The sequence below is a fragment of the Campylobacter sp. BCW_6468 genome (assembly GCF_001762865.1).
In the GTDB taxonomy this organism is placed as follows: Bacteria; Campylobacterota; Campylobacteria; order Campylobacterales; family Campylobacteraceae; genus Campylobacter_D; species Campylobacter_D jejuni.
Genome location: NZ_MJXQ01000033.1, coordinates 80809 through 106218 on the forward strand (window position 1 = coordinate 80809; position 25410 = coordinate 106218).

Annotated in this window: 25 protein-coding genes and 1 pseudogene; 14 read left to right on the forward strand and 12 right to left on the reverse strand. The window is 30.5% G+C overall.

Features of this window, described 5'->3' with window-relative positions; genetic code table 11:
• Nucleotides 1-94 precede the first annotated feature (94 nt).
• The 9 genes from cadF (at nucleotide 95) to AJ889_RS05025 (ending at nucleotide 10992) form a co-directional block, all read left to right on the forward strand.
• The gene (gene cadF / locus AJ889_RS04985; protein WP_032584558.1) at nucleotides 95-1054 is read left to right on the forward strand and encodes a fibronectin-binding outer membrane protein CadF; all 960 of its coding nucleotides are present in this window, start codon (nucleotides 95-97) and stop codon (nucleotides 1052-1054) included.
• Nucleotides 1054-1695 carry an HAD family hydrolase gene (locus AJ889_RS04990; RefSeq protein WP_002934763.1) on the forward strand — a complete coding sequence of 214 codons (642 nt, stop codon included), beginning with the start codon at nucleotides 1054-1056 and terminating at the stop codon, nucleotides 1693-1695. The genes cadF and AJ889_RS04990 overlap by 1 nt, the downstream gene beginning before the upstream one ends.
• Nucleotides 1696-1787: 92 nt before the next feature.
• On the forward strand, nucleotides 1788-5348 hold the full coding sequence (gene nifJ / locus AJ889_RS04995) for a pyruvate:ferredoxin (flavodoxin) oxidoreductase (protein WP_002934762.1): 3561 nt from the start codon (nucleotides 1788-1790) through the stop codon (nucleotides 5346-5348).
• Between the two features lie 23 nt (nucleotides 5349-5371).
• Nucleotides 5372-5683: a hypothetical protein gene (locus AJ889_RS05000; protein WP_002855438.1), complete on the forward strand. Its 312-nt coding sequence runs from the start codon at nucleotides 5372-5374 to the stop codon at nucleotides 5681-5683.
• Entirely contained in the window at nucleotides 5661-7073 is a 1413-nt protein-coding gene (gene mshL / locus AJ889_RS05005; protein ID WP_002856543.1) for a pilus (MSHA type) biogenesis protein MshL, read from the forward strand. Before AJ889_RS05000 ends, mshL begins: the two co-directional genes overlap by 23 nt.
• Nucleotides 7066-7674, forward strand: a complete 609-nt coding sequence (locus AJ889_RS05010; protein WP_002851464.1) for an ATP-binding protein — start codon at nucleotides 7066-7068, stop codon at nucleotides 7672-7674. Before mshL ends, AJ889_RS05010 begins: the two co-directional genes overlap by 8 nt.
• 3 nt (nucleotides 7675-7677) lie before the next feature.
• Nucleotides 7678-8265 carry a hypothetical protein gene (locus AJ889_RS05015; protein ID WP_002934760.1) on the forward strand — a complete coding sequence of 196 codons (588 nt, stop codon included), beginning with the start codon at nucleotides 7678-7680 and terminating at the stop codon, nucleotides 8263-8265.
• Nucleotides 8255-9814 carry a GspE/PulE family protein gene (locus AJ889_RS05020; protein ID WP_032597243.1) on the forward strand — a complete coding sequence of 520 codons (1560 nt, stop codon included), beginning with the start codon at nucleotides 8255-8257 and terminating at the stop codon, nucleotides 9812-9814. The genes AJ889_RS05015 and AJ889_RS05020 overlap by 11 nt, the downstream gene beginning before the upstream one ends.
• The gene (locus AJ889_RS05025) at nucleotides 9811-10992 is read left to right on the forward strand and encodes a type II secretion system F family protein (protein WP_032584551.1); all 1182 of its coding nucleotides are present in this window, start codon (nucleotides 9811-9813) and stop codon (nucleotides 10990-10992) included. Before AJ889_RS05020 ends, AJ889_RS05025 begins: the two co-directional genes overlap by 4 nt.
• Here the strand turns inward: AJ889_RS05025 and AJ889_RS05030 are convergent.
• The 10 genes from AJ889_RS05030 to AJ889_RS05075 form a co-directional block, all read right to left on the reverse strand.
• The gene (locus AJ889_RS05030) at nucleotides 10985-11749 is read right to left on the reverse strand and encodes a TSUP family transporter (protein WP_002860344.1); all 765 of its coding nucleotides are present in this window, start codon (nucleotides 11747-11749) and stop codon (nucleotides 10985-10987) included. The genes AJ889_RS05025 and AJ889_RS05030 overlap by 8 nt on opposite strands.
• A 3-nt stretch (nucleotides 11750-11752) precedes the next feature.
• On the reverse strand, nucleotides 11753-12517 hold the full coding sequence (locus AJ889_RS05035; RefSeq protein ID WP_002851318.1) for a TIGR02757 family protein: 765 nt from the start codon (nucleotides 12515-12517) through the stop codon (nucleotides 11753-11755).
• Nucleotides 12518-12533: 16 nt separating this feature from the next.
• Nucleotides 12534-14360, reverse strand: a complete 1827-nt coding sequence (gene flgK, locus AJ889_RS05040) for a flagellar hook-associated protein FlgK (RefSeq protein WP_002860346.1) — start codon at nucleotides 14358-14360, stop codon at nucleotides 12534-12536.
• 9 nt (nucleotides 14361-14369) lie between these two features.
• On the reverse strand, nucleotides 14370-14804 hold the full coding sequence (locus AJ889_RS05045; RefSeq protein ID WP_002779263.1) for a flagellar protein FlgN: 435 nt from the start codon (nucleotides 14802-14804) through the stop codon (nucleotides 14370-14372).
• 41 nt (nucleotides 14805-14845) lie between these two features.
• Nucleotides 14846-15043, reverse strand: a complete 198-nt coding sequence (flgM, locus tag AJ889_RS05050) for a flagellar biosynthesis anti-sigma factor FlgM (RefSeq protein ID WP_002792053.1) — start codon at nucleotides 15041-15043, stop codon at nucleotides 14846-14848.
• Between the two features lie 62 nt (nucleotides 15044-15105).
• Nucleotides 15106-15447: a hypothetical protein gene (locus AJ889_RS05055; RefSeq protein WP_002869194.1), complete on the reverse strand. Its 342-nt coding sequence runs from the start codon at nucleotides 15445-15447 to the stop codon at nucleotides 15106-15108.
• Entirely contained in the window at nucleotides 15447-16493 is a 1047-nt protein-coding gene (locus AJ889_RS05060; RefSeq protein WP_002869192.1) for a flagellar basal body P-ring protein FlgI, read from the reverse strand. The genes AJ889_RS05055 and AJ889_RS05060 overlap by 1 nt, the downstream gene beginning before the upstream one ends.
• A gap of 58 nt (nucleotides 16494-16551) precedes the next feature.
• Nucleotides 16552-17235, reverse strand: coding sequence for a 16S rRNA (guanine(966)-N(2))-methyltransferase RsmD (rsmD, locus tag AJ889_RS05065; protein WP_032584549.1), 684 nt, complete (start codon nucleotides 17233-17235; stop codon nucleotides 16552-16554).
• Nucleotides 17228-17611 carry a hypothetical protein gene (locus AJ889_RS05070; protein WP_002858858.1) on the reverse strand — a complete coding sequence of 128 codons (384 nt, stop codon included), beginning with the start codon at nucleotides 17609-17611 and terminating at the stop codon, nucleotides 17228-17230. Before AJ889_RS05070 ends, rsmD begins: the two co-directional genes overlap by 8 nt.
• Nucleotides 17608-18681 carry a DUF5644 domain-containing protein gene (locus AJ889_RS05075; protein WP_002872345.1) on the reverse strand — a complete coding sequence of 358 codons (1074 nt, stop codon included), beginning with the start codon at nucleotides 18679-18681 and terminating at the stop codon, nucleotides 17608-17610. Before AJ889_RS05075 ends, AJ889_RS05070 begins: the two co-directional genes overlap by 4 nt.
• A gap of 86 nt (nucleotides 18682-18767) precedes the next feature.
• Between AJ889_RS05075 and AJ889_RS05080 the strand changes: the two genes are divergently transcribed.
• The 3 genes and pseudogenes from AJ889_RS05080 to AJ889_RS05090 all read left to right on the forward strand — a co-directional run bounded on the left by AJ889_RS05080 (nucleotide 18768) and on the right by AJ889_RS05090 (nucleotide 21111).
• Entirely contained in the window at nucleotides 18768-19589 is an 822-nt protein-coding gene (locus tag AJ889_RS05080; protein ID WP_002876054.1) for a thiamine-phosphate kinase, read from the forward strand.
• Entirely contained in the window at nucleotides 19558-20676 is a 1119-nt protein-coding gene (truD, locus tag AJ889_RS05085) for a tRNA pseudouridine(13) synthase TruD (protein WP_002876055.1), read from the forward strand. The genes AJ889_RS05080 and truD overlap by 32 nt, the downstream gene beginning before the upstream one ends.
• A 121-nt stretch (nucleotides 20677-20797) precedes the next feature.
• Nucleotides 20798-21111: pseudogene (locus AJ889_RS05090) on the forward strand (hypothetical protein).
• A 157-nt stretch (nucleotides 21112-21268) separates the two neighbouring features.
• On the opposite strand, the gene prfB reads toward AJ889_RS05090, so the two are convergent.
• Nucleotides 21269-22366, reverse strand: coding sequence for a peptide chain release factor 2 (gene prfB / locus AJ889_RS05095; protein ID WP_002851475.1), 1098 nt, complete (start codon nucleotides 22364-22366; stop codon nucleotides 21269-21271).
• A gap of 73 nt (nucleotides 22367-22439) precedes the next feature.
• Between prfB and rimO the strand changes: the two genes are divergently transcribed.
• Nucleotides 22440-23759: a 30S ribosomal protein S12 methylthiotransferase RimO gene (gene rimO, locus AJ889_RS05100; RefSeq protein WP_002858853.1), complete on the forward strand. Its 1320-nt coding sequence runs from the start codon at nucleotides 22440-22442 to the stop codon at nucleotides 23757-23759.
• Nucleotides 23749-24714, forward strand: coding sequence for a tRNA lysidine(34) synthetase TilS (tilS, locus tag AJ889_RS05105; RefSeq protein ID WP_032584547.1), 966 nt, complete (start codon nucleotides 23749-23751; stop codon nucleotides 24712-24714). Before rimO ends, tilS begins: the two co-directional genes overlap by 11 nt.
• Here the strand turns inward: tilS and AJ889_RS05110 are convergent.
• Complete coding sequence (locus AJ889_RS05110; RefSeq protein ID WP_002819467.1) at nucleotides 24697-25410, reverse strand: EI24 domain-containing protein; 714 nt, start codon at nucleotides 25408-25410, stop codon at nucleotides 24697-24699. The two genes, tilS and AJ889_RS05110, sit on opposite strands and share 18 nt — an antisense overlap.

Sequence of the window (25410 nt, forward strand, 5' to 3'; positions counted from 1 at the left end):
CAATTTTTTATAAAACTCATCCTTTTTTCTGTCATTTATGATATAATTGCAAAATTTAAATTTTTATTTTATAACACAATGAAAGGTTTTTTCTATGAAAAAAATATTATTATGTTTAGGTTTGGCAAGTGTTTTATTTGGTGCTGATAACAATGTAAAATTTGAAATCACTCCAACTTTAAACTATAATTACTTTGAAGGTAATTTAGATATGGATAATCGTTATGCACCAGGGATTAGACTTGGTTATCATTTTGACGATTTTTGGCTTGATCAATTAGAATTTGGGTTAGAGCATTATTCTGATGTTAAATATACAAATACAAATAAAACTACAGATATTACAAGAACTTATTTGAGTGCTATTAAAGGTATTGATGTAGGTGAGAAATTTTATTTCTATGGTTTAGCAGGTGGAGGATATGAGGATTTTTCAAATGCTGCTTATGATAATAAAAGCGGTGGATTTGGACATTATGGCGCGGGTGTAAAATTCCGCCTTAGTGATTCTTTGGCTTTAAGACTTGAAACTAGAGATCAAATTAATTTTAATCATGCAAACCATAATTGGGTTTCAACTTTAGGTATTAGTTTTGGTTTTGGTGGCAAAAAGGAAAAAGCTGTAGAAGAAGTTGCTGATACTCGTGCAACTCCACAAGCAAAATGTCCTGTAGAACCAAGAGAAGGTGCTTTGTTAGATGAAAATGGTTGCGAAAAAACTATTTCTTTGGAAGGTCATTTTGGTTTTGATAAAACTACTATAAATCCAACTTTTCAAGAAAAAATCAAAGAAATTGCAAAAGTTTTAGATGAAAATGAAAGATATGATACTATTCTTGAAGGACATACAGATAATATAGGTTCAAGAGCTTATAATCAAAAGCTTTCAGAAAGACGTGCTAAAAGTGTTGCTAATGAACTTGAAAAATATGGTGTAGAAAAAAGTCGCATCAAAACAGTAGGTTATGGACAAGATAATCCTCGCTCAAGCAATGACACTAAAGAAGGTAGAGCGGATAATAGAAGAGTGGATGCTAAATTTATTTTAAGATAATGAATAAAACTATTTTATTTGATTTAGATGGCACTTTAATTGATTCTACTGATGCTATTTTAAATTCTTTCCAAGGAGCTTTTAAAGCCCTTGGATTAACTTCTAAAAATAATGAAGAAATCAAAAATCTCATAGGTTATCCTTTAGAGCAAATGTTTAGAATGCTTTATCCAGATAAAGTAAATTTAAGTAAAGAATTTGTATTATCTTATCGTGAAATTTATGCACAAATTTATTTAGAACAAACCACTCTTTTGCCTAAAGCAAAAGAAGCATTAGAACTTGGAAGCGAAATTGCAGATCTTGGTATAGTTACAACAAAAGGAGGTAAATTTACTCCGATTTTACTTGATTATTTGGGAGTTAAAAAATTCTTTAAAACTTTAATTACTCTTGAAGATGTCACAAATCCAAAGCCAAGTTCCGAACCTATAATTTTAGCCTTAAAAAGACTCAATAAAACTCAAGAAAATGCCTATATGATAGGCGATACAATATTAGATATTCAAGCTGCAATTTCTGCTAATATCACTCCTTTGGCCTTAACTTGTGGTTATGGCAATGAAAATGAATTAAAAACCCATTCTATGGTATTTTTAAACGCATATGAGGCTGTTAATTATATAGCTAGATTAAACTAATTTCAAGTTTTCGTTAAACGCCTTTTAAGAGAATTTATAGTAAATTGATAGCTAAAAAATTATAAAAATTATCAATATAAAGGAAGGTCTCAATGGGTAAAATTATGAAAACTATGGACGGAAATGAGGCTGCTGCATACGCTGCGTATGCTTTTACTGAAGTTGCTGGAATTTATCCTATTACACCTAGTTCTCCTATGGCTGATTATACCGATATGTGGGCAGCTGCAGGAAAAAAAAATCTTTTTGGAGTTCCTGTAAAAATCGTAGAAATGCAAAGTGAAGCAGGAGCTGCAGGTAGTGTGCATGGATCTTTACAAGCTGGGGCTTTGACTACAACTTATACGGCTTCTCAAGGATTACTCCTTAAAATTCCAAATATGTATAAAATAGCAGGTCAATTACTCCCCTGTGTAATCCATGTAGCAGCGCGTTCTTTGGCTGCTCAAGCTTTGTCTATCTTTGGTGATCATCAAGATATTTATGCAGCAAGACAAATTGGTTTTGCTATGCTTTGTTCGCATTCTGTGCAAGAAACCATGGACTTAGCTGGTGTAGCACATTTATCTGCAATTAAGGGAAGAGTGCCATTTTTACATTTTTTTGATGGTTTTAGAACAAGCCATGAAATTCAAAAAGTTGAAGTAATGGATTATGCGCATTTTGATAGATTATTAGATAGAGAAGCTTTGCTTGAATTTAGAAATAATGCTTTAAATCCAGAAAATCCAAAAACACGTGGAACAGCACAAAATGATGATATTTATTTTCAAACTAGAGAAGTAAGCAATCGTTTTTACGATGCTTTACCTGATGTTGTTAATGAATATATGCAAGAAATTTCAAAAATTACAGGTAGAGAATACAAACCATTTACTTATTATGGTCACAAAGAGCCAGAGTGTGTGATTGTTGCTATGGGTTCTGTAACTCAAGCACTTGAAGAGGTAGTGGACTATCTTAATGCCAAGGGTGAAAAGGTAGGGATTTTAAAAGTTTATCTTTATCGCCCATTTAGTTTAAAATATTTCTTTGATGTTATGCCAAAATCAGTGAAAAAAATCGCGGTTTTAGATAGAACCAAAGAACCAGGAAGTCTCGGAGAACCACTTTATCTTGATGTAAAATCAGCTTTCTATGGAAGAGAAAATGCTCCTGTTATAGTGGGTGGAAGATACGGACTTTCTTCAAAGGATGTTGATCCTGCTCAAATGATAGCAGTATTTGAAAATCTTAAACTTGATAATCCAAAAGATGGCTTTACTGTAGGTATAATTGATGATGTAACTCATACTTCACTGAGTACTGGAGAGAAAATTTCACTTGGAGATGAAAGTACGATCGAATGTTTATTTTACGGACTTGGTGCTGATGGAACTGTGGGCGCAAATAAAAACTCGATTAAAATCATCGGAGATAAAACGGATTTTTACGCTCAAGCTTATTTTGCTTATGATTCTAAAAAATCAGGGGGTTATACAAGAAGCCATTTAAGATTTTCTAAAAAACCTATCCGTTCAACTTATCTTGTTTCAACTCCGCATTTTATCGCTTGTTCGGTAGCGGCTTATTTGGAAATTTATGATGTTTTAGCAGGAATTCGCAAAGGAGGAACTTTCCTTTTAAATAGTATTTGGAATGCTGAAGAAACCATAAGACAACTTCCAGATGCAGTAAAGAAAACTTTAGCTGAAAAAGAAGTAAATTTTTATATCATCAATGCAACCAAACTAGCTCGTGATATAGGTTTGGGAAATCGTACAAATACCATTATGCAATCAGCCTTTTTCAAACTTGCAAAAATCATTCCTTATGAAGACGCACAAAAATACATGAAAGAGCTTGCGTATAAATCTTATAGTAAAAAAGGCGATGCTATTGTAGAAATGAATTACAAGGCTATTGATGTGGGTGCTGATGGACTTGTAAAAGTTGAAGTGGATCCAAATTGGAAAAATTTAGAGCTTAAAGAAAAAGAACAAACCAATGCCTATAAAGGTACTGAATTTGTTGAAAAAATCGTAAAACCTATGAATGCGGCTAAGGGTGATGATTTACCTGTTTCAGCCTTTTTAGGTTATGAAGATGGAAGTTTTGAACACGGCACAACCGAATACGAAAAACGCGGTGTTGGGGTTATGGTACCAAGATGGATAGAGGCAAATTGTATCCAATGTAATCAATGTGCTTCAGTTTGTCCGCATGCTGTTATCAGGCCATTTTTGATTAATGATGAAGAAATGGCAAATGCACCTCGCGGTGTAAAAGATCATGCTTTAGAAGCTAAAGGAACCAAAGGAGAAAAATTAAGCTTTAAAATTCAAGTTTCTCCACTTGATTGTACAGGCTGTGAGCTTTGTGTTCATGAGTGTCCTACTAAAGAAAAATCTTTGGTTATGGTACCACTTCAAGAAGAGATGGATTTTGGTGAGCAAGAAAATGCGGATTATTTATTTAAAGAAATCACATACAAAGATGATATTTTAAATAAAGAAACTACAAAAGGAGCACAATTTGCCCAACCTTTATTTGAATTCCATGGAGCTTGTCCTGGATGTGGAGAAACTCCTTATATTACTTTAATTACAAGATTGTTCGGTGAAAGAATGATTGTGGCTAATGCGACAGGTTGTAGTTCTATTTATGGGGGTTCAGCTCCATCAACTCCTTATAGAAAAAGTGTGAAAAATGGACACGGTCCTGCTTGGGGAAATTCACTTTTTGAAGACAATGCTGAGTTTGGTTTGGGTATGAAAATTGCAACTGAAAATACAAGACACCGCATTGAACATATCATGAATGAAAGTATGCAAGAAGTTCCAAATGCTTTATCAGCTCTTTTTAAAGATTGGATTGCAAATAAAGACAATGGTGCTATGTCTGTGGAAATTAAAGATAAAATGATCCCTATTTTAGAGCAAAATAAAAATATTAAAGCCGTACAAGATATATTAGAGCTTAAACAGTATTTAAGTAAAAAATCTCACTGGATTTTTGGTGGTGATGGTTGGGCTTATGATATAGGCTATGGCGGACTTGATCATGTTTTAGCAAGTGGAGAAAATGTAAATATTTTAGTGCTTGATACAGAAGTTTATTCTAATACAGGCGGTCAAAGTTCAAAATCTTCTAGAACAGGAGCTGTAGCACAGTTTGCAGCAGCAGGCAAACCTATACAGAAAAAAGATCTAGGTCAAATTGCTATGACTTATGGTTATATTTTTGTAGCGCAAGTAAACTCAACGGCAAATTATACTCATCTTATCAAAGCTATCACTGCAGCTGAGGCCTATGATGGACCATCTTTGGTGATTTGTTATTCTCCTTGTATAGCTCATGGTATTAAAGGTGGGCTGGGTTACTCAGGAGAGCAAGGTGAGCTTGCTACAAAATGTGGTTATTGGCCACTTTATACCTTTGATCCTCGTTTAGAAGAGCAAGGAAAAAATCCTTTAACTCTAACAGGAAAAGAACCTGATTGGGATTTATATGAGCAATTTTTGATGAATGAAGTGCGTTATAATTCACTTAAAAAAGCAAATCCTGAACACGCTGCTGAGCTTTTTGAACGCAATAAAAAAGACGCTCAACGTCGCTATAGACAGCTTAAGCGTATCGCTATGGCTGATTATAGCAATGAGGTCGAAAGCTGATAAAATATATTTTTAGTGCTACATTGTGTTTTAGCACTTTGTTTGCACAAGATAATTTTGAAGAGTATTTTAAACTTATAGATAAAGAAAATCGTATAAATTTTAATACTCTTCAAAACCCATTTGTGAATCCTACTTTTGAAAAATTAAGACATATTAAAATTACTGCAATTATGCTTGATAAAGTAAAAATTTATGATCGATGGTATAAAAAAGGTGATATGATTGATGATGCTATAATATATGAAATAAATACTAAAGAGATTAAATTCCAATATGATAATTTAGAAATTGCAATCCAAATAAATAAAAATGATAAGATTAATATTAATTAACATTCTTTTTTGCCATTATCTTTATGCTTTAGATTGTCAAAAGCGTCTTTTTGATATCAGTATTAATGAAAAATTAAGCATACAAGAAAGTCTTGATGAGCTTGCAAAATATTGTTCTTTTAGTATTATTGTTAAAGATAAAATTGCCAAAGAAAAATTAGAAATATTGCAAAACTCTGTCAATATTCATCAAATGAGTTTAGACGAAATTTTTAATTTTTTTATCAAAGAGCATGATCTTAGCTATGATTTTGATGGTAAAATTTTAAGAATTTCAGGCATTAATACGAAGATTTTTAAGATAAGTTATATCACTTCTATCAGAGAAGGACAAAGCATAACTAAAGCGTCTGTAGACGCTAAACCAAGGCAAAGTGAATATAGCGGTAGTTTTGATGACGCAGAAGACAATATGATTAAAAGTATGGAAAAATTTGATTTTTGGCAAAATATAGAAAAAGAGATTATTGTATTATTAAAAAATTCTCATGAAGATTATGAGGCTAAAACTCCCATTATAAATCCCAATGCAGGTCTTATTATAGTAACTGGAACAAATTCTCAGTTAAAAAGTGTGAAAAATTATTTGCAAAAACTAGAAAATCGTCTTAAAAAACAAGTTATTATCGATGTTAGCATACTTGCTGTGAGTTTAAATGAAAACCATTCTAGTGGGATTAATTGGCAAAATTTTAATATAGGTTTAAATTCGCAAGTAAATAATGAAAATTCTTTTATTCAGTTTCAAAATGGGCAAGGTTTTGTTAAGAATTTGGGTTTAAGGGCGAATTTAAATTTTGATTCTATTATTAACTTTCTTTCTCAAAATGGAAAAACTAGCGTGCTTTCTAATCCAAAGCTTATGGCTTTAAATAACCAACAAGCCATTATTTCTGTAGGTGATACTATAAATTATCAAGTTAAAGAAAGTTCTAAAGGCACTGAAAATGGGACTACTGTTAGTGAAAGTTATAACAATTATTCTATTTTTGTAGGCATTTTACTCAATATCTTGCCTGAAATTTCTGATGATGGAAAAATAATGCTCAGGATTAATCCAAGCTTAAGTGATTTTAAGTATCCAGAAGATAATAAACGACAAAAAGAACCAAGAACTATTGCTCCTGATACCATACAAAAAAAGCTTTCTAGTGTTGTGCAAGTAGAGAATAATCAAACTTTAATTTTAGGTGGATTGATTTCTCACGATAAATCTAATGAGAAAAATTCTATCAATTTTCTATCAAAAATTCCAATCCTAGGTTCTTTGTTTAAAGGAGAAGTTTTAAATTCTAAAGCAACTGAAATTGTTTTTATTATCACTCCAAGTATAGTAGATAGTGTAAATGCTCCAAGTCTTAAAGATCTAGGATTTAAGCATTATGAGTAAAATTATTCCATTTAGAGAAGAAATTTTTCATCAAATCAATCAAATTTTAGAAAGCCAAAAAGCTTTTATTTTTTTATGGGGAAAAAGTGGTAGTGGTAAAAGTGTATTGTTGCAAAGATTGGCAAAAAAATATAATGTTGATTTTATTAATGAAAATTTTAAAGATCAGAGTTTCTTAAAAGAAAAAATTGAGTTTTTGATTTCACAAGGTCAGAGTTTAATCATTCTTGATGAAGTGGGAATGTATGATTACGCAATGCTAGAAAGCATCAGGATTTATAGTGATTCTATAAGTTTTGTTTTAAGTTCTCATAAAAAGTTAAATATACTTAAAAAAGAGCATTTTAAAAGTCGTTTAAGTGCTTGTTTTAAATTGAAAAATATTAGTCTTTTAGAACTTGATGATTATATTAAATTGAAATTCGGAATGAATTTTTCAAATAAATGTCTTAAGTTTTTACAAAAAATTTCTCAAGGAAATTTAAGATATATTGATAAAACTTTAAAAAGTTTTTATGAGATAAATAGTTTTTTTGATAAAAACAAAAGTCAAGAGTATATTTTAAAGCTTAGTGCTTTAGAGAATGGCTTATTAAGGTAAGATATGCAAGAAAGAATTAAAGAGCTTGAGCTTAGGTATAAATACTTTTTACTTAAAAAATATTTAAAATATTTATTATTAATTATTCTAATATCAGTAATAGCATTTTGTTTTTTTGTGCTAATGCAAAAATATAATAAGCAAAAAAATATTTATTTGCAAGCTATTGAACATAAAAAGCATTTGGAGCAAAAGATTCTTCAAGCGCAAATTTTACAAGAAAAAAATAAGATTTCTAGGGAAAAGTTATATAAAGAACTAGAAGAAGTTAAAGTGGTGCAGGAAAATACACATATTAGCAAGATAGAAATTGATTCTAAAATTTTAAATATTTCTGATTTAAAAAAATCTTTTTATCAAAATCCAAGCTATGAAAAGGCATTAAATTTAGCTAAGAAGTATTTTGATATTAAAGCTTATCAAAAGACAATATTTTGGGCTTTAAAAGCCAATGAACTTGACAAGCAAAAACAAGATTCTTGGCTGATTTTTGCTCAGGCTAAAAGAGCTTTAGGCGAAGAAAAAGAAGCTCAAAGTGCTTTAGATGCTTATATAAATTATTATGGTTTAATGGAATTAGATGGAAAGTAGAATGGATAAAATTTTTCAAGCTTATATTGATAATGAAATAAGTCTTGATGAAATTTGCACTAAATTTAATATCACTTCTTGGGATTTTTTTAAAAAATTAGCAAATTTTTGTAATTTGCATTTTGTTGATTTAGATGAAGATAATGATTTTATTTATGAAGGTATACCTTTTTCTTTACTTTTAAAATTTAAATTTCTGCTTATTAAAAACAATGACGGCTTTATGATTATTAGATCCAAACCTTGTTCTTTAGAGCTTTTAGAGCAAGTTAAGACTTTTATGATTTGTGAAAAAATCGACACTGCAATTGCCGATGAATTAAAGATAGCTAAAATTTTAAATCAAATTCGCATTCAAGAGGAGATTAAAAGATTAAGCATTAAGCTTAGACTTGAATGGCAAGAAAATCACAAAAGAGATGATCAAAGTTGCATCAGTCAAATTTTTGATTTTTTATTACATGAAATTTTATCTTTTCATGCGAGTGATATTCATATAGAAGCAAGGAATGATGATGCTTTGATTAGGTTTAGGGTTGATGGAATTTTGCGTGAATTTGCTATTTTTGAGAAGGATATTTATGAAGCTTTGGTTTTTCATGTCAAATTTTTAGCTTGTTTGAATTTAGCTGAATCAAGAAAAACGCAAGATGGAAGTTTTGAATTAGATTTTGAAAATGAAAGATATGATTTTCGTGTTTCATGTTTGCCTTTGATTTATGGCGAAAGTGTTGTTATAAGAATTTTAAAACATGATAAAGAAATTTTGGATTTGCATAAACTAAATCTTGGAGATAAAAATTTAAAAATTTTAAAAAAGATTTTACATCGTCCCAATGGAATGATTTTATTAACCGGTCCTACAGGTAGTGGTAAAAGCACAACTTTATACGCGTGTTTAAATGAGTTGAAAAGTATTGAAAAAAAGATTATCTCCGCAGAAGATCCTATAGAATATAAAATTCCTTTAGTGCAGCAAATTTTGCTTAATTCAAAAGTTGGAGTCGAGTTTAATAGTGTTTTAAGAGCAATTTTAAGGCAAGATCCTGATATTATCATGATAGGAGAAATTCGCGATGAAGAAAGTTTAGATATTGCACTTAAAGCTTCTTTAACAGGTCATTTGCTTTTAAGCACCTTGCATACTAATGATGCTTTTAGTACCATTGATAGGCTTTTGGATATGCAAGCAAAAAGTTACTTGATAGCATCGGCTTTGAGTCTTGTTATAGCACAGCGTTTGGTTAGAAAACTTTGTCCTTGGTGTAAGCAAAAAAGCAAAAAACATTATATTGAATTTGAAGGTGAATTTTTTGAACCAAAAGGATGTGAGCGTTGTCATCATAGTGGATTTTTTGGCAGAGAATTAATCGCTGAGTGCTTAGAGATCAATGAAGATTTATCTTGTGCAATTAGGGAAAATCAAGATAAAACGATTTTAATGGAGCTTGCAAAAAAATATGGCTTTCAAACTATGTTTGAACAAGGTTTAAAAAAAGCCAAAGAAGGTCTTACAAGTATAGATGAGCTTTTAAGGGTTGTAAGATGAAATTTTATGAAGTGGAATTTCTTAAAAACAATCAAAATTATACAAAAACTATAAAGGCTGAAAATTTAAATACAGCACAAGCAAAAGCCTTATCAAAGAATTGGAAAATCATTGATATAAAAGAAATTCAAAAATCTAATTTTCAGAGATTAAAAGATGAAAATTTTATACTCTTTTTTAAAGAGCTAGCTTTGTTGTGTGAAGTTGGGTTAAGTGTTCAAGAAGCGATTAGAGAATTATATCTTATGCACTCTTGTAAGATTATGAAAAAAATATTAGACAATTTAATTTTAGCCCAAAATCTAAATCAAGCTTTTGAAAATGCTAATTTTGGATTAAATCGTGCGGAGTTAGCTTTGATTAAAACGGCTGAAAAGACAGGAAAAATCAGTGAAGTGTTTAGTCAAATTTCTAAACTTCGAGAAAAAAGCTTAGAGAGTCAAAAACAATTAAAAAAGGCTTTTAGATATCCTACTTTGGTTTTTTTAAGTATTATCGGAGCATTTTTGTTTTTAATGCTTTTTGTAGTGCCTAATTTTAAAGATTTATTTGAAAATTTAGGCGTGAGTTTGCCTTTTATCACGCATGCAATGTTAGAAATTTATAATTTTTTAGATGACTATGGAATTTTTTGCATATTTTTGTTTGTTATTTTTAATGTTATGCTTATTTTAGCTTATAAAAATTTTCATTCTTTTGCTTTTTCTTGCGATTTTTTATTTTTAAAAATACCTTTGATTTCTCGTTTGATTATTTATAATCAAAATTATTATTTTTTTATGGTTTTTTCTTTGCTTTTAAAAAATGGAATTTCAATATCTAAAGCTTTTGATTTAGCTATTATAGGGCTTGAAAATAAATTTTTAATTTTTCAGTATAAAAAACTTTTTAGTTTTATAAATTCTGGTCTTGAGTTAAGTCAGGCTTTTAAAAAGATTGATATTTTTGATTCTTTGGTATTTTCTATGCTTAGCGTTGCGATGAAAAGTGGAAGACTTGAAGTATTAAGTGAAGAAATTGCCAAATATTATCAACAAAAAAGTGAAAATTTGATGGATAGATTTTTGATTTTTTTAGAGCCTATGATGACTTTATTTGTAGCGCTTTTAGTTTTGTTTTTGGCTTTAGGTATATTTTTACCTATGTGGGAGCTTAGCTCAGGGGTCAATTTTAACTAAAATAATCCCAAGCTACTTTAATAATAGTAGCTCCTACAACGATTAAAAATAAAGTTTTTATAAACTTTCCATTAGTTTTTAACACAAGTTTTGAACCCAAATAAGCTCCTAAAACTTGTCCTACACCCATAAGCAAACCTACAGCCCATAAAAGTTCATATTGCCATAAAAATATAGCAAGAGCAATGATGTTACTTGTGAAATTTAAAATTTTAGTATTAATGCTCGCTTTTCTCATATTAAAACCTAGTAGCATCACACAAGCAAAAATCCAAAATGAACCCGTTCCAGGCCCTAAAAATCCATCATAAAATCCTAAAGTTAAGCCACAAATTAAATGAAAAATTTTGATATTTTTTATTTTAGGTTCGCTTTCGTGTTTGCCTAAGTTGGGACGTAAGGCTGTATATAAGAAGGTAAGAGTTAAAAAGATTAAGATAATAAGCTTTAATTGCTCATCTTTTACAAAAAGAACACTATAACTTCCTATAGCTGCTCCTAAGGCTGTGAAAAAAACACCCCAAGCAAGATGAGGTAGAGTGGTGGATTTAAAATAAGTTAAAGTAGCCGTAAAAGAACCAAAGACGCTTTGGAGTTTGTTTGTTGTTAAGGATAAATGCGCAGGAATTCCACAGGCTATGAGTGCTGGTAGAGTAATAAGCCCTCCTCCACCTACAATAGAATCTATAAAACCAGCAAAAAGAGCTACAAAAAAAAGTATGAAATAATAAATCGTATTTAAGTGCTCAAAACCCATTCTTCACTCCTTAAATTTGTCAATTTCCTTACTTTGCCCTAAACGATAGAGTGCAAAGTCATATTTTATGGGATCATTTGCATCTAATTTTTTTAAATTTTGTGTGAGTTCTAAAACACTTTTATAATCATATATTTTACGCTTTAGAAGTCCTAAAGTCAAGGAAATTTTATGTGCATGTGTATCAAGTGGAATTAAAAGATCTTTGGTGTGAATTTTGGTAAAAAGTCCAAGATCAAGTTCATCTTTTCTAACCATCCATCTTAGATACATATTATAGCGTTTAAGAGGTGAAGTAGGGGTGTTTTGCCAAATTTTTCCAAAGAAAAAATCATATCCATAACTTGAATATGAATTTAAGGTTTTGATTTTTTGCATAAAAGCTAAGATGGCATCTGTGGTATTTTCTCTTTCTTGATAGGCTTGATAAAAAAGTTCGTAGAGTGAAATTTCATTTTTCAGCCTTGAAAGAGTGATAAAAATTTCTTGTATATCTTTTTCATTTTGGAAGCGGTATTTTAAATTTTTAAGTTCTTTTTTTATTTGTTTTTCTTGAAGGTTTAATAAAGAAAAATCAAGTTTCTTTAGAAAATTTACTATATTTTTAGCATTTCCATAGGCAAATAAAGCACAAATTAAGGCAATAAATTCATCATTGTGAATTTTAGCAATTTGCAAAGGATCTGGAGTTTCAAAAAGGGAATGATTGGTATTTTTTTGATTGGCTAAAAAATCGAGCTTAGCTTTAAGATGGATAAAATTTTTCATTTGATATTACTAGAGCTTAAGATTTAAGCCCTAGTAAGGTATCAAGCATTTGATCTACGGTTGAGACGATTTTTGCTGCTGCACCGTAACTTGATTGATATTGTATAAGGGCGGCTAATTCTTCATTTGTATTTACGCCACTTTTAGATTGGTACTCGCTATAAACAGAATTATAAAGAGTTTCATTGCTTGAATTGACGACATTGTTATTTTCACCATCTGAGGCTATTTTACCTGTAAGTTTGCGGTAATATTCTTCCATGGTAAGATTATCGATAGTGCCATCTTCATTATAAAAATTAACTTTTTCATATTGAAGTTGGATGATTTTATTTGCCATGTCATTGCCACTATCAACCCCACTTAAACTTGCTCTTACTGTGCTTGGATCATTTAAGATGGAATCTTTTACTTTCATATTACTTGCATCAGTTCCGCTGAAAAAACCACCTATACTAAACGCACCTGCGAAATTTGTGCCCTTATCTTCAATGGCTACCTTAAAACCTGATTTTGCATTGATTTGAAATAAACCATCTCCAGTTTTTGCATCGTAGCTAAAACTTGCATTGATATGATCATCAACATCATCGTTTGAATTTTTATTGTTATTATCATCTGTATTAGCATTGATTTGACGCATGATATCATTCATGGTTGTATTTACATCTATGGTGATGGTTTTGGTGAGTTTTTTATCGCCTTTATCATCATAAATGACTATATCAAAACTTCCTGGTTGTATGGTTCTGTCGTAATTAACTAAAGGAATATCTCCCTTAAGCCCAGATAGATAATCAGAAGTAACAGAACTTTTCGCAGAACTTGCATAAAGATTGTTAGTTTCATTGATCATGGTCTTAGCAAAAGTATCTAAAGAATCCATATAACCTTGGATAATTCCATCTTCATATTTTCCTTCGCTTTTGCTATAGTTTCTACCGCGTAAGTCAAGTTGAGCACCAAGCTGTCCACCGCTAATTTTTGCAGTAAGATCGCGAACTTTTTCATCAGGAGTTTCATAATAAATGCTATAAGATTTATTTTTATCATCATAATCAAGCTTTAAAGGATGAAAATTTATTCCATCTACTATACTAAAACCTTCTATACTTAGATTGTATTGATGTCCTGGATCAGTGATGGTTGTATCAAGGCGATTGTCTTGATTGATTTCATTTTTGCTTGCAACTGCACTAACTAGCTTTGAAAGAGTAAGCTCAAGTTCATCTCTTCTATCCCTAAGTTCATTTGCGTGTTCTGTTGGTAAGGCTTCTTGTCCATAAATTTGTTTATTTATAGTAGCAATTTCTTCGCCAATTCTATTAATTTCATCAACTGTATTTTTAATATCATCATTTACTTTTTTTTGGATTTTATCTAAGGTTGCAAAAGTGTTATTAACGCTTTCTGTTAAGGTCTGAGAAGCTTTTACAAGGGCTATTTTTGTGGCATTTTCGTTGGGGTTAGATGCAAAATCATTCCAAGCTTTGTTATAATTTTCTAAATCTTGCAAAATTCCAGTATTTTGTAAGTCGGGAAAACGCTGCGCAATTTCTTGTAAAGTGGAAGCCATATATTTAGTATATTCTAGTTGAGTAGATGCACCTTTTAATTTATAGTAAGAATACTCATCATGCAAACGCACTATACTTTCTACAGCAGTTCCTGTGCCTACTTGAACTCCACCTGTTGTAATATATCCATTTGTAGTTTGCACCACTCTTTGGCGTGTATAAAAAGTTGCATTAGCATTTGAGATATTATTTCCAGTTGTTGCGATTTGAACTTCGCTTGCCTTTAAGCCTGTAACACCTGTGTATAATGTTCCAAAAATACCCATTATAAATCCTTATACATTGATCTTGAAAATTGACTCTGGATTTGTCTTTTTATCTCCATAAGCATTATTTGTTCCATCATTGATATCAAACATTTTATTTACTAAGCCATCAAGAAAATCTTTGACAATAAGAACAAATTTAGCATACTCTTTGTTTTTACTATGAAGGTTTTGAAGATTTTTTTTAAGTAGATCTAGTTTTTGTTTATCTTCATCATCTAAGAGTTCACTAAGCCCTTTTGTAGAGCTATTATTTAGCTCAACCAAGGCAACATCAAGTTGTTTTTTAGCTGTAATAAATTCGGCAATAAGTTTGTTTTTTTCTTCTACACTTGGCGTTACACTCTCATGTTTAGCCACTTTGATATTTTCTATATCTTCTTCGGTTAAAGCAATAAGTTTTGCTAAGATAGCATTTACTTCATCAAGTCTTTGTTTAAGCATATTTTCTCCTTTTCTCTCTCAAAAAAAGGAGAATGAAAGTTTTAGATTAAAGAGTCAGCAATTGCAGCAGCCGTAGCTTTTGTATCGATTTTATAAGTACCGTTTTTAATCTGCTCTGCGATTTTACTCGCTTTATCATTTTCCGTTTTTTGAGTATCGTTTGTTTTAGTTTCTTTATCTATTCTATTTGTATTTAATGTGGTATTTGCCACATAACTTTGTTGTATAGGATTGATCATTTCTGCCTCCTTGATCTTAGTTATAATCCTCTACAAACCATATCGACCCAAATTTAAAAAACTTAACCCCTTTCTTTTAAAAAATCGTATAATAATTTTGAAAAACCCATACCTCCACTTAAAGCTTTACTCATAGTATCGTTATACATGGAAGAGTATATTTCATCACTGGCATCTTTTCCAAAGAGTGAATTTTGACTTTTTAAAGATACATCTAAAACTTGCTTTAAAAAAAATGCTTCAAAAGCATCTGTTTGTTCTTTTAAGGCTTCATCTTCTTTGGTTTTTGTAACTATATCATTATCATTTATTTTAATACTTGATTCTAAGCTTCTTGCTTTGGCTGCACGATCAAGTAAAGCGCTATTCATACTATAAGTATTTAAAAAATTATCCACTTTCATTAGATGATCTCCAAATCCGCGTTAATTGCACCTGCGCGCTTTAAATTTTCCATAATAGCGATAATGTCATTTGGGGTTGCTCCAAGTTTGTTAAGCATTCTAGCTATATTCGCAACTGTGCTTTTTGCATTGTTGATTCTTAAGGTATTTGAACTTGGATCTACAAAACCACCATCTTTCATATCGATTTCATTTTGATTAGCTACTGCGTTATTGTTTGGATCTATTTTTATGGTGATATCTTTATGAGTGATTAAAACAGGTTCTACCTCTACATCAACTCCAGCAATCACTGTTCCTGTTCTTTCATCGATGATAACTTTGCTTTGTGGTTTATAAGCTATATCTTGTTCTAAAACTCTTGCCATAAAATCAACATTTGAAAGATCTTCAGGTTTTTTGAGTTTTACTGTGCGAGAGTCGATAGCTTTAGCTACTTCTTCGCCAAAGACAGTATTTAAAACTCTTTCTATATCATTTGCGGTTTTAAAGTCCGCTACTTTTAAACTTAAGGTTAGATCACTGTTTTGACTAAAATTTTGTGGAATTTCTCTTTCTACATTAGCTCCGCCCATTACGGTTGCAGCAGTTGAGTGAGAACCTGCTCCTCCTGGTCTAGGTGTTAAACCTCCTGTTGAGATAGAGCCTTGTGCTATAGCATAAATTTCACCATCAATCCCACGAAGTGCAGTCAGTAAAAGTGTTCCGCCTTGTAAAGATTTTGCATCACCCATAGATGAAACGGTAATATCAAGTTTATCTCCGCTTTTTGCAAAGGCCGGAAGTTTGGCTGTAACCATAACAGCTGCGGTATTTTTTGATTTGATATCGTTAGGATCTACTTTGATATTCATACCTTGCAAAAGGTTTGAGATGGATTGTAGTGTAAATTTAGAGCTTGTCCCATCGCCGCTTCCATTAAGCCCTACAACAAGTCCATAACCTATAAGTTGGTTATCTCTTACACCTACAGTGTTTGCTACATCCTTGATTTGCACTGCAAAAATGCTTGTCATAAAGAGTAAAAATATCGTTAAAACTCTCATGGATTCTTCCTTTAATCTATTGTTGATGATAGATCAAGCAAGAAGTGTTCCAAGTAAGTTAAGAAGCGTAAAAGCTTAAGCTAGTTGATCCAAATTTCTTTTCTTTGACTTTTTGAAAATTTTGGATTTTTTCGGGAGTTTTTATGGTTGAGTGGTGTTCAAAAATGATTAAATTTAAAGTCTTTAAATCTAAATTTTCTAAAAAATGATAAATTTTTTCATAAATATCGCTAAAACCTTCTCTGGTATCAAAAGGTGGGTCAAGATATAAGATGATTTCATTTTTTGAATTTTCTATGAGTTTAGGTAAAATTTCAAAAGTATTTGCATGGATCACTTCTAAATTTGGATCTATATTTTTAGCATTTTCTAAAGCAATTTTATAAGCTTTTACATCAAGTTCTATAGCATAAGCTTTTAAAGCATGATTACTTAGTGCTTCAGCCGCCATTAAAGCACTTCCTCCAAAGGCTTCAATGAAAATTTTACTTCTTAAATTTTCTCTTATTACATTAAAAACACAACTTTTGACTATGCTTTTAGTACTTCTTGTTGTTGTAAAACTAGGTAAAAGTAGTTTTTTCCCTTTGTATTTACCACTTTCTATATTTGTATAAAGCTTTGTTTCTTTAGTTTTTTTTGTTTTTTCTTTAAGAGGTTTAATTTCTTGTTTTTGAAGAAATTTTTTTCTTTTTTCATTGTGATTAAAAAAGTCTTTAACGCTTATAAATTCATCATTCATCATTAAGTGCTTTTACGAGTTTGTTTTTAAGATCTTTTATGGCAAGATCGATTTTATTTTCATAATCTTTTTTAAATTCCAAAGCAATAGCGTCAATTTTTTCTTCAAGCAGTCTTTTTTGTTCAAGTGCAAGTTGCAAAGCTGCTGCTTTTAAGGCATTATCAAATTCATTTAAAGACTCAAACAAGGCTTCTTTGCTAAATGGTATGCTTAAAAATGGAGAGTTTTTAGAGATGATAAATAAGGGTTTTGCGGTATAAATTTTTTCATCGCTAATGATGAAATCACAATTTTTTTTCATTACCAAATGATCTTTTAAAAAAAGTTCTAAAGTTTTTTCTATGATGAGATCTTTGCATTCTAAAGAGATTTTCATATCAAACTAACCTTTAAAGTGTGATTTTTTAATGATGGAGCTTGTATGCCTTCGATAAGGGCTAAAAACTCAAAACGGCTCAAAATATAAAAGTCTTCAAATTCCCTTCCACTTGTTTGCATAAGTTTTTTAGCACAAGTATCAAAAAGATAAAAATCTTTTTCTTCTTTTACTACCATAAAATCAGCCCCGCTATCATAAGCGTCCAAAACAATATCTGCGGCTATTTTATAGCTTAGCGTAGGATTTAGATTAAGCAAGCTAAAGCCATTATTTTTTATACTGTTTTCATAGGAAATAAATTTAGCCTTAAGTTTGGATTTTAAAGTATCGCAAGCATTAAAACCATAAAAAGCTATATTGAAATCTTTAAAATTATGTTTAATTTCTTTAAGTTCTTTGATCTCATTATCAAAAGCATTGGTTTTAGGTAAATCAAAGTGTAAAATATTTTTATCAAAAAGCCCTAAATTTAAAATTTCATTTTGTAGGTTTTTGATCGTTGTTTCTAAAATTTCATTTTTGCTTTCAAGATGATAAAAAATACCCTTTTCTTTATCTGCTAGAGTTTTTAAAATTTCTATCTTTTTTTCAGGATATTTTTCTATCATTTTTGAAGCCAAATAAAACACTCCATCGCCCATATATTCAGGAAGATAGTCTAAAATTTCACTTGCATAATATAAATAATCATATTTTGCATAAAGTTTTTTATCCTCTTCATCACCAAATTTTTCAAGATATTTGTATTTGTCTAAAAAATCATTTTTATCGATGATAAGATCTTTAATGGCTCTTTTTGTGCTTAAAGGCTCGATACAAAGACTAAAATCAAATTCTTTTGCTATTTTTTCTAAAGGTGTAAAAAGTGGTATGATTTGCTTATTTACAACTATGTAAGTATCTTCATCTTTATCAAAATCAAAATAAATATCATCATCTTGAACTTGCAAAAGCAAATCATAAAAACTTGCAAAATTTTCATAATTATCATAAATATAAGGTTTATAATAAGCCTCATAATCCTTGGTTTTATCAAATCTAAAAATTCTTAATTCTAATTTTTTCATGGTTTTTCCTTAAATATTTTTATATTATATAAAATTATTCTAAAATTCACTAGAATTTAAAAGGAAATTTTATAAAATCACGCATTATGAACAAAGAAGATTTTATTATCAAAGCTTTTTTAAATGAAAAAAATGGCGATGATGGAGCTATTATTGATGATTGGTGTTTTAGTAAGGATTTGTTTTTTGAAAATGTGCATTTTAAAAGAGAGTGGTTTAGCTTAGAGCAAATTGCTACAAAAGCAATGCTTGTTAATATCTCAGATGCTATTTCAATGAATGCTGTACCAAAATACGCACTTTTAGGACTTGCTTTACCAAAAAATTTAAGCGAAAATGAGATCAAAGCCTTGCAAAAAGGTTTTTTAAAAACAGCTAGGAAATTTAATATAAAAATCATAGGCGGTGATACTATAAGCAATGATAAAATAGACATTAGTCTTACTATCATTTCAAAGATTAACGATAAAGCTGTTTTTAGAAAAGGTTTAAAAAAGGGGCATTTACTTGCTTATACGGGAAAATTAGGACGAAGTTTAAAAGGGCTTGAAATTTTACAAAATGGGGGCACTTTAAAACCAAACCATGTATTTATAAAGCCAAAATTAAGAGCTAGTTTTTTTTATGAAATCGCACCTTTAATTTCTTGTGCTATGGATATTTCAGATGGTTTAAGCAAGGATTTATCAAGACTTCTAGCCTTAAATAAATGCGGTATTTCTTGGTTTAAAAAACTTGATGATTATACGCTTTATAGCGGAGAAGAATATGAAATTTTGTTTGCTTTTGATGAAAAAGAGCGTCAAAATATAAAAACAATAGCCAAAAAATACGGCGTGAAATTAAATATCTTTGGAAAAGCAGTGAAAGGAAAATATGAATTTAGAGGAAGAGAACACCATTTTTAAGCCTTTGTATAGTTTAAAACACAGTCCTATTAATGCGTATTTTAGTAAAAATAGCGATGATTTTGTAGTGCGTGAAAGGCCTTTGTATGAATTTAGCGGTAAGGGTGAACATCTTATTTTGCATATCAATAAAAAAGATTTAACCACAAATGAAGCTTTAAAAATTTTAAGTGAAACAAGCGGGGTTAAAATAAGAGATTTTGGTTATGCAGGGCTTAAAGATAAGCAAGGATCAACCTTTCAATACCTTTCTATGCCTAAAAAATTTGAGAGTTTTTTGTCAAATTTTTCTCATCCTAAACTTAAAATTTTAGAAATTTTTATCCATGAAAACAAGCTAAGAATAGGGCATTTAAAAGGAAATACTTTTTTCATACGCTTAAAAAAAGTTTTACCAAGCGATGCTTTAAAACTAGAACAAGCTTTGATGAATTTGGATAAGCAAGGTTTTACGAATTATTTTGGTTATCAGCGTTTTGGAAAATTTGGGGATAATTATAAAGAAGGGCTTGAAATTTTGCGTGGCAAAAAAATGAAAAATGTAAAAATGAAAGAGTTTTTAATTTCAGCTTTTCAAAGTGAGCTTTTTAATCGCTATTTGAGTAAAAGAGTGGAGTTATCACATTTTGCAAATGATTTTAGCGAAAAAGAATTGATCCAAATTTATAAAATTTCTAAAGAAGAAGCTAAGGAACTTAAAAAACAAGAACAATTTTTTAAGCTTTTAAAAGGTGAGGTTTTAGGGCATTATCCTTTTGGAAAGTGTTTTTTATGCGAGGATTTAAGTGCTGAGCTTGGGCGTTTTAAGGCAAGAGATGTAAGCGCCATGGGGCTTTTAATCGGTGCTAAGGCTTATGAAACAGGAGAAGGTTTGGCCTTAAATTTAGAAAATGAAATTTTTAAAGATACTTTGGAGTTTAAGGCTAAAATGCAAGGTTCAAGACGCTTTATGTGGGGATATTTAGAAGAGTTAAAATGGCGTTATGATGAAGAAAAAGCTCATTTTTGTATAGAGTTTTTCTTGCAAAAAGGCTCTTATGCTACTGTAGTTTTAGAAGAAATTTTGCATAAAAATTTGTTTGAGTGAAATAATTATGAGTTAAATTTTTACGTGATTTTTACTTTAGAATTTATTGCAAAAATGATATTTAAATTTTAAATTTAGGTATAGTTATATTAATTTAATTTTAAAACTAGGAGCAAAAATAATGAAAAAGATTTTAACAAGTGCTTTGGCTTTAGGAGCTATGACTTTGATTATAGGTTGTGGCGATGGCGATTTAGTCGAGTAAAAAAACAATGGCAACGATCAAGCTATGTTTGATTTAGGTAATCAAGAGATTATGAAAAAATATCCAAATCATAAACTTTATGATTATACTTCAGTCAGAACAATTAGTGATATTAACAATCCAGAAGGCAAAATTAAAGAAATGAAGCGTGATTTAGAAATAGATAAACTCCATACTCAAACTATGTTTTCTTATTAAATCCAAACGATAAAAAGACTATAAAGTTGTGAGTGTTTATTGCGATAAAGATTTTAAGAAAAGAGTTTATTGTTCTGTGAATGATGCTCTTAGGTTTTATGCAAGATAATAAAACAAGCGGGAAAATCCCGCTATCTTTCTAATTCTTTTTATACCGACATTTTGCAGAAATTACTTATTTTTAAGCTGTTACTCCGCTTTTAAGGCAATTAAAACGCCTTCTATCATTTTTTTGATATCCCCATCAAGGATATTATCCACTTGAGAAAAAGCTTCTCCGCTGCGATTGTCTTTGACTTGCTGATAAGGGAAAAGCACATAAGAACGGATTTGATGCCCCCAACCTATCTCGCTTTTTTCTCCAGTATTAGCACTATCTTGTTGTTTCATGAGTTCAAGTTCATAAAGGCGAGATTTTAGCATTTTAAAAGCGGTGGCTTTGTTTTTGTGCTGACTTCTGTCATTTTGGCATTGTACGACTATGCCGGTTGGAAAATGTGTGATTCTCACAGCTGATTCTGTTTTATTGACATGTTGTCCGCCTGCACCGCTTGCTCTGTAATAATCTATTCTTATGTCTTTTTCTTCGATTTCAATTTCTATATCATCATCAAGTTCAGGGCTTACCATAACACTTGAAAAGCTTGTATGACGGCGTCCTGCACTATCAAAAGGAGAAGTTCTTACCAAACGATGGATACCATTTTCAGCTTTTAAATAACCATAAGCATTTTCTCCTTTAACTAAAAAGCTCACATCTTTAAGTCCTGCTTCTTCGCCTTCTTGAAAGTCTAAAGTTTCGACTTTAAAACCTTCTCTTTCACAAAATCTTAAATACATTCTATAAAGTATGCTTGCCCAGTCATTACTTTCCGTTCCACCTGCACCTGGGTGAATGGAAACAATGGCATTTTTACCATCATTTTCCCCGCTTAAAAGCATGGAAATTTCAAGACTTGTGATGGTATCTTCAAGTTTTGGTGCGTCATTAAATAAAGCTTCAAGTGTTTCTGTATCGTTTTCGCTATTGGCCAGATCGAAAAGTTCGCTTGCGTCATTTAGAGCATTAAAAGCATTTTCATAGTTTTTAAGTAGATTGGTGATTTTAGTTTTTTCTTTACCTATGATTCCTGCTTGTTTAACATCACTCCAAAAAGAAGGAGAATTTTCAAGCTCTTCGATTTCTTTAAGCCTTGTTTGGATATTTTCAGGCTTGATGATGGAGGCTATGTTGCCGACTTTGTTTTTTAAAGTTTTTAAAAGTTCGCTAAATTCGTAATTATCCATAAAATTTCTTTGCTATAATTATATTTTTAAAGTCAAAAATTATATCAAAAGAAAACTTTAATATAGGAAAAAAATGTCAAAACTTTATCTTATGTCTTTAGGTTGTAATAAAAATTTAGTCGATAGTGAGATCATGCTAGGGCGCCTTAGTGCTTATGAACTTTGCGATGAACCAAGCAAAGCTGATGTTATAATCGTAAATACTTGTGGTTTTATCGATAGTGCAAAAAAAGAAAGTATTAATGCGATTTTGGATTTGCACGAACAAAGAAAAAAAGATTCTCTTTTGGTGGTTACGGGTTGTTTGATGCAGCGTTACCGCGAAGAACTTATGAAAGAACTTCCTGAGGTTGATCTTTTCACAGGTGTGGGTGATTATGAAAGAATCGATGAAATGATACTTAAAAAAACAAATTTATTTTCAAATTCGACTTATTTGCAAAGTGAAAATTCTAAACGTATTATCACAGGTTCAAATTCCCATGCTTTTATAAAAATCGCCGAAGGTTGTAATCAAAAATGCTCTTTTTGTGCTATCCCAAGTTTTAAAGGCAAGTTAAAATCTCGCGAGATAAGTAGCATTATAGCTGAGCTTAAAGATTTGGTAGCTAGAGGTTATAAGGACTTTTCTTTTATTGCACAAGATACGAGTTCTTATTTGTTTGATAAGGGTGAAAAAGATGGGCTTATACGCTTAATCGATGAGGTGGAAAAAATCAAAGGCATAAGAGCGGCTAGAATTTTATATCTTTATCCTACGAGCGCGAGTGAAGCTTTGATCAAACGCATTATAGCTTCTGAAATTTTTGTAAATTATTTTGATATGCCTTTGCAGCACATAAGTGATAATATGCTTAAAATCATGAAGCGTGGGGCAAATAGCACAAGACTTAAAGAAATGCTAAATTTAATGAAAAGTGCGCCAAATAGCTTTTTACGCACGGGCTTTATCGTAGGGCATCCAGGTGAAAGTGAGGCAGATTTTGAAGAGCTTTGTGAGTTTGTTAAAGACTTTGGTTTTGATAGGGTGAGTGTTTTTGCGTATTCTAAGGAAGAAGATACAGCCGCTTTTGATATGGAGCAAGTGCCTTTTAAAGTGATCAATAAAAGGCTTAAAATCATAGAAAAAATTGTTGATGAAGTGATAGAAAAAAGTTTTGAAAAAGAAGTAGGGCAAAAGCGTTTAGTAGTTTGCACAGGAGAAAGTAGCGAGGGAGAGTTTTTTATCGCAGCTAAAGATTTAAGATGGGATAGAGAGATTGATGGGGAAATTCTTATTAATGAAAGCGAATGTGGAAATTTGGAAATGGGGCAAATTTATGAATGTGAAATTTTACAAAACCTTGATAAAAAACTCCTTGCTAAGGCTTTAAGAAAAGTAGATGCAAATTAAAGATGAAATTTTAGCCCTTTTAAAAAGGGGTAAAAATTTACTCGCTTTTTCTTATGGAAGTGATTCTAGTGTGCTTTTTTATCTTTTAATGCAAGAAAAGATCGACTTTGATCTTGTGATGATAAATTACAAAACTAGAAAAAATAGTGATTTAGAAGAGTTAAAAGCCAAAGAACTTGCTTTAAAATTTCATAAAAAAATTTTCATAAAACACGCTCCTAAATTTCAAAGTAACTTTGAAAAAAAAGCCAGAGATTTTCGCTATGATTTTTTTGAAAAAATTTGTCTTGAGCAAGATTATGATCATCTTATCTTAGCCCATCATTTAAACGATCAATTTGAATGGTTTTTGATGCAACTTTCACGAGGCGCAGGTTTGGCTGAAATTTTAGGTATGCAAGAATGTGAAAAACGCTCAAATTATACACTTTTACGCCCTTTACTCTTTATAAGTAAAGATGAAATTTCATCTTTTTTAAAAGAAAAAGATATTTTTTATTTCCATGATGAAAGTAATGAAAATGAAAAATATTTTAGAAATTATATAAGAAAAAATTTCTCTAATGCCTTTGTGAGTGAATTTCATCAGGGTTTAAAAAGAAGTTTTTCTTATCTTGATGAAGACAGGAAAAAACTTTATGATTTTGAAAATATCAAAGAAATTCAAGGACTTCTTATTTGCCCTAAAAATGAAAGCTTGATTGCTAGAGCGGTGAAAATGAAAGGTTTGCTTTTAAGCACGGCACAAAGAAAAGAGCTTTTAAAGGGCGATTGTGTTTTAGGCGGTAAAATAGCACTTGCATATAAAAACGAACAAGCTATTGTTTTTGAGTATGAAACTTGTCAAAAATTACCTAAAAATTTCAAAGAAGAGTGTAGAATAGCTAAAATTCCAAGACTTTTAAGAGCTTATTTATACAATCACAAAATCGATATTTCAAGCCTTAGCTTTTAGTTTTAAAATTCTTTGATAGCTTAAATGTGTGAGAAAAATCACAAAAAATACTTGCAAAAAAAGTCCTAAAAGTGGTACTGATGAGAGTAGATAAAAACAAAGAGTGCTAAATTTAAACTCTAAAGGCGAAAAATCAGAATGAAAATTTTTAAAACTTTCTTTGTCTAAAATCGTGCTTGTAACATCAATCATTAAAAGTTTGTGAAAGAGATAATAAAAAGCAAGATAATATACAAAAATATTTATAAAAGGTAAAAATAAAGCCAAGGTGCAAAGCAATAAAATCCCTATAAATTTTATAAATATTTTAAAAATTTCAAAGATAGTTTTTAAGGTTGAAACTTCGTTTGTATTATCATAATGGTAATATTTTTGGTTGATTTCTTTAGCGATAAAAGGAGTAAGAAAAGAAGTGATAAAAAGGGCTAAAAAAACCGAAGCAAAAACAACAATAAAACCTGAAAATAAAAAACTTATGATGGTGATTAAAATTTGTACAAAATGAAGAGCATAAAACCACGCCCAAAACGAATCTTCTCCAACGCTAAATAAAGAATTAAAATAATCAAGCAAGGCCGAAAAGCCAAGTACTCCTAAAAAAAGCATCAGTATAAGGCTAAAAATCAAAGGAATTAAGGCAAATTTTAAAAATTTAAGACTTAAAAAATCTTTGATTGCAAGTTTTAAAATATCCAA